The following is a 3,460-nucleotide window of genomic DNA, read 5'->3' as shown; positions in this document are numbered from 1 at the left end:
GGTTGTCTTCACAAGATTAAAAGCGTCGTAAAAGAGTCTGTAAATTAGAAATAATGCAGATTTGTTCCTGATAAAAAGGAGAAATCTCGTAGTCTTTGGATAAACGTCTGGAAAAATTAAACCATGCAAGAGTGCGTTCAACTTTCCATCGGAGTGGATGTACTTCAAATTTTCCTTTGATTTGTTCAGAAATATCTACTTTAATATCATAGAAATTTTCAAGGATTTCCTTGAAAGTTCCCCGATACCCCTGGTCTGCTCTGCATCCTTTGATGGAAGGATAATGAAATATTGCTTTCTGCATGGTTTCTATTCCGCCTTTGGTATCATGAACATTGGCTCTGTGGACACGGACACAAAGCACATTTCCCATTGTATCCGTTACAATATGTCGTTTTCTGCCTTTCGTTTTTTTCCCCCGTCATAGCCGGTTCCTTCATTGGCAGATGCTGTTTTTGTACTTTGTGAATCGATCAGCGCATAAGATGGTTCTGCTTTTTTTCCTGCACGAACACGGACTTTTTTTACTAATGCCTTCTGAATTTTCAGCCATGTTCCATTCAAGCAGGCACGCCGATAAAAGCTGTATACTGTTTTCCATTTTGGAAAATCTATGGGTAAATTTCTCCACTGACAGCCTGTTTTTACAAGATACAGAACTGCATTTACCTGTTCTCTTTTTTCTTCTACACAACGGTAGTTTTCTTCTTTCAGTATTTCTTTTACAATTGCCCACTGACTGTCTGACATATCACTCGTATATATCTTTCCAAACTCCATGCCACATTCCTCTTTCCAGTTTTATTTCCTTTATTATACCACAATTTCCTTGTGAAGACAACCTCTAAGCGGTCAATATTCAACGTCTTGCAATAAAAAAGCCAGTCACGCACGGACTGGCTTTTCACAATTAAAAACAGTGTGAAGAAAAAATCACAGTAAGGTCCAATTGTGAATTACTGTGAAATAGTATGAATGGAAAGCTCACAATTCAGGATTGCGGCATACAGCAGGAATCGCAAGACTCCATGGCATGACAGATTTTATTTGTGATACGGTTGGATTCTCACCAAATGTGGGAAGGACTGTCAGCAGATAGTTCAGGTATTCGTAAGGATTCAGATTGTTCCGGTTTGCTGTTTCTATGATGGTACAAATAATGGCACTGGCTTCTGCCCCTTTTTCTGTATCACAGAACAGGAAATTCTTCCGGCAGATGACAAACGGCTTTACGGTTCTTTCAGCAATATTATTGCTCATCTCCACTTTCGGATTATTCAGAAATACCAGAAGCTTCTCTTTCTGATTTTTGACATAGCCGACCGCCTTGAAAAGCTGTGAGCCTCCAAGAGGTTTCAGAGTACCGATGAACTCATAGAATTCTGTTATCATTGGCAGAATCTTTTCCTGCCGCAGCTGAAGAAGCTGTTCTTCTGTGAATTTTTTCTTTTTTGCTTCAGCCTCCAGTCTGAACATAGCATCAATCCGTTTCAGTGCCTGTGCGGATGCAGATGTTCCGGATTTATCTTCTTTTGGAATCCCGTCTGCAAAATTCCGTCTGGCATGTGCCCAGCATCCGGCATGGACATAATCACCGCTTCCATAGGATTTCATGCCGTCCGTCACCAGCGTGCCTTTGTAATGTTTGTACAGGCTTTCAGCGGTTTCCTTATTCCGGCTGTCACTGTAGAAATACAGAGCGATTCTGTATGTTCCATTTTCCGGTGTGGCACACACCCACATCTGAGCTTTCTTATCCAGAGGCTTTCCGTTTTTGGTCAGGACACGCAGTGGTGTTTCATCTCCATGAAGCACAGGTTCTTCATAAGCCAGTACCCACAGATACTCTGAAACAGGTCTCAGCACCTCTGCACTCCGGATGAGCCAGTTTGCCATGGTGTTTCTTGGCAGGGCAATTCCACGTCTGTGATAATACTGTTCCTGACGGTACAGCGGCACACCAAGCTGATATTTGACTGTCATGATGTATGCCAGAATACTTGCGGATGCCATGCTTTTCGGAATCACCGGCACGGGAGCAGGGTCTTCTGATATCACAATTTTTGATTTATCTGCCGTCTTTTCGCACACGGGACATTTGTAAATGCTTCTGCCGTAACGCTCCATAAAAATCCGTTCCGGTTCGATTTTCAGCACACTGCTGTGAAATCTTCTTTTTATCAGTTCCAGCTTTGAACCGCATACATCACAGAATTTCTGAGTCTCTGCAAGGTCTGTCATGGTATTTTTGACCGGAAGCTGCTGTGCCAGTTCTGCTTTGGTTCTTTTCTTCTTTCTGGCATGAGCTTTTACAATAATCGTTTCTTCTGTTGGCTCATGGTACACACCGCCGGATTCTGCTTCTGCTTCATTCAGGACATTCGGCAGCTCCATCTGACCGTCCGTCAGATATTTTTCCTGTTCACTCTTTCTTCCGAACAGGGCTTTGTTCCTTTTCAGAAGCTGCTCCATCAAGTTGTCAATTCTCTGTGCCTGAGATTCTGTTTTGGTTTTCAAGCTGTCATTCTCTTTTTTCAGGTCAGCGATTTCTTCTTTCAGCTTTTCATTTTCTCTTATCAGTTCTTCTCTTGTCATGAAAAAATCGCTCCTTTCCTGAAATCCTTTACCATTTCTATTATATCATAAAAATGGCTTGATTTCAAGCTTTCAGAGCGATTTCTCATGTAGATTCTTTAACCATTTCTGTGGAAAATTCAGTACAGATTTTTCTTCCCCGTATTCTTCCGGATGGCTTTCGGCTGGTCAACTGAGAGTCCCTGCATCAGCCAGACAAACTGCTCCTGTGTCAGCTTTCTGACTTCTGCTTCATTTTTCGACCAGCTGAATTTTCCTTCATCCAGTCTTTTATACAGCAGCACAAAGCCGTTTTCATCCCACAGCAATGCTTTCATCCGGTCTCTCCGCTTTCCGCAGAACAGAAACAGACTATCCGTGTACAAATCCAGTGAAAACTGACACTGCACTATCGCTGCCAGTCCATCTATCGATTTTCGCATATCCGTATGTCCGCACACAATGTAGATATGCTCCTTTCTGATTCCTTTCAGCATTCCAGCATCCCCCTCATTAGTACAAGCAGCTTCTCAGTTTCCATACTTTCCGGAAGTTCCACTTCCAGTCTCCGTTCTTTCTCATGACCACTGTTCCGCTTTCCGGCTTTGCCTGTTCAGAAACTGTACTGATTTCTTCTGATACGCTCACCGGCACAATGCTCTGCTGTTCTGCCTGTTCCAATACTTCTGTCCGCAGTTTTTTCAGCCTGCTGTAGTATGTGTACATGTTGATGCCGTTTTCTCTGCACCATGTCTTTACTGGCTTTCCACTGTTCTGACAGGTCTGCACCATTGCCAGCCATTCCTGACGGCGTACTTCTTTCTTTACTTCACTGATTCGTTTCATTTCCTGATACACCTCCTCCGGACTTTCCGTCCTTTGAGGT

At 43.0% G+C, this 3,460-nt stretch carries 5 protein-coding genes; all 5 read right to left on the bottom strand.

Annotated features, from left to right (window positions below; genetic code table 11):
- Nucleotides 1-16: 16 nt before the first annotated feature.
- Complete coding sequence (locus tag VZT47_RS09805) at nucleotides 17-373, bottom strand: transposase (protein WP_330224780.1); 357 nt, start codon at nucleotides 371-373, stop codon at nucleotides 17-19.
- A gap of 8 nt (nucleotides 374-381) precedes the next feature.
- On the bottom strand, nucleotides 382-780 hold the full coding sequence (locus VZT47_RS09800) for a transposase (RefSeq protein WP_330224779.1): 399 nt from the start codon (nucleotides 778-780) through the stop codon (nucleotides 382-384).
- 204 nt (nucleotides 781-984) lie between these two features.
- A complete protein-coding gene (tnpC, locus tag VZT47_RS09795) occupies nucleotides 985-2,595 on the bottom strand; it encodes an IS66 family transposase (RefSeq protein ID WP_330224778.1) in 1,611 nt (536 codons plus the stop codon).
- A 119-nt stretch (nucleotides 2,596-2,714) separates the two neighbouring features.
- Nucleotides 2,715-3,071, bottom strand: coding sequence for an IS66 family insertion sequence element accessory protein TnpB (gene tnpB / locus VZT47_RS09790; protein WP_330224777.1), 357 nt, complete (start codon nucleotides 3,069-3,071; stop codon nucleotides 2,715-2,717).
- Nucleotides 3,072-3,087: 16 nt separating this feature from the next.
- Nucleotides 3,088-3,460, bottom strand: a 373-nt coding sequence (gene tnpA / locus VZT47_RS09785; RefSeq protein ID WP_442877432.1) for an IS66 family insertion sequence element accessory protein TnpA, incomplete at its 5' end; no start/stop codon positions are given.

Origin of the sequence: Dialister sp. (assembly GCF_036343215.1) — a bacterium.
Taxonomy (GTDB): Bacteria; Bacillota; Negativicutes; order Veillonellales; family Dialisteraceae; genus Dialister.
The sequence above is the reverse complement of the archived record's forward strand: the minus strand, read 5'-3'. Positions and strand labels throughout refer to the sequence as shown.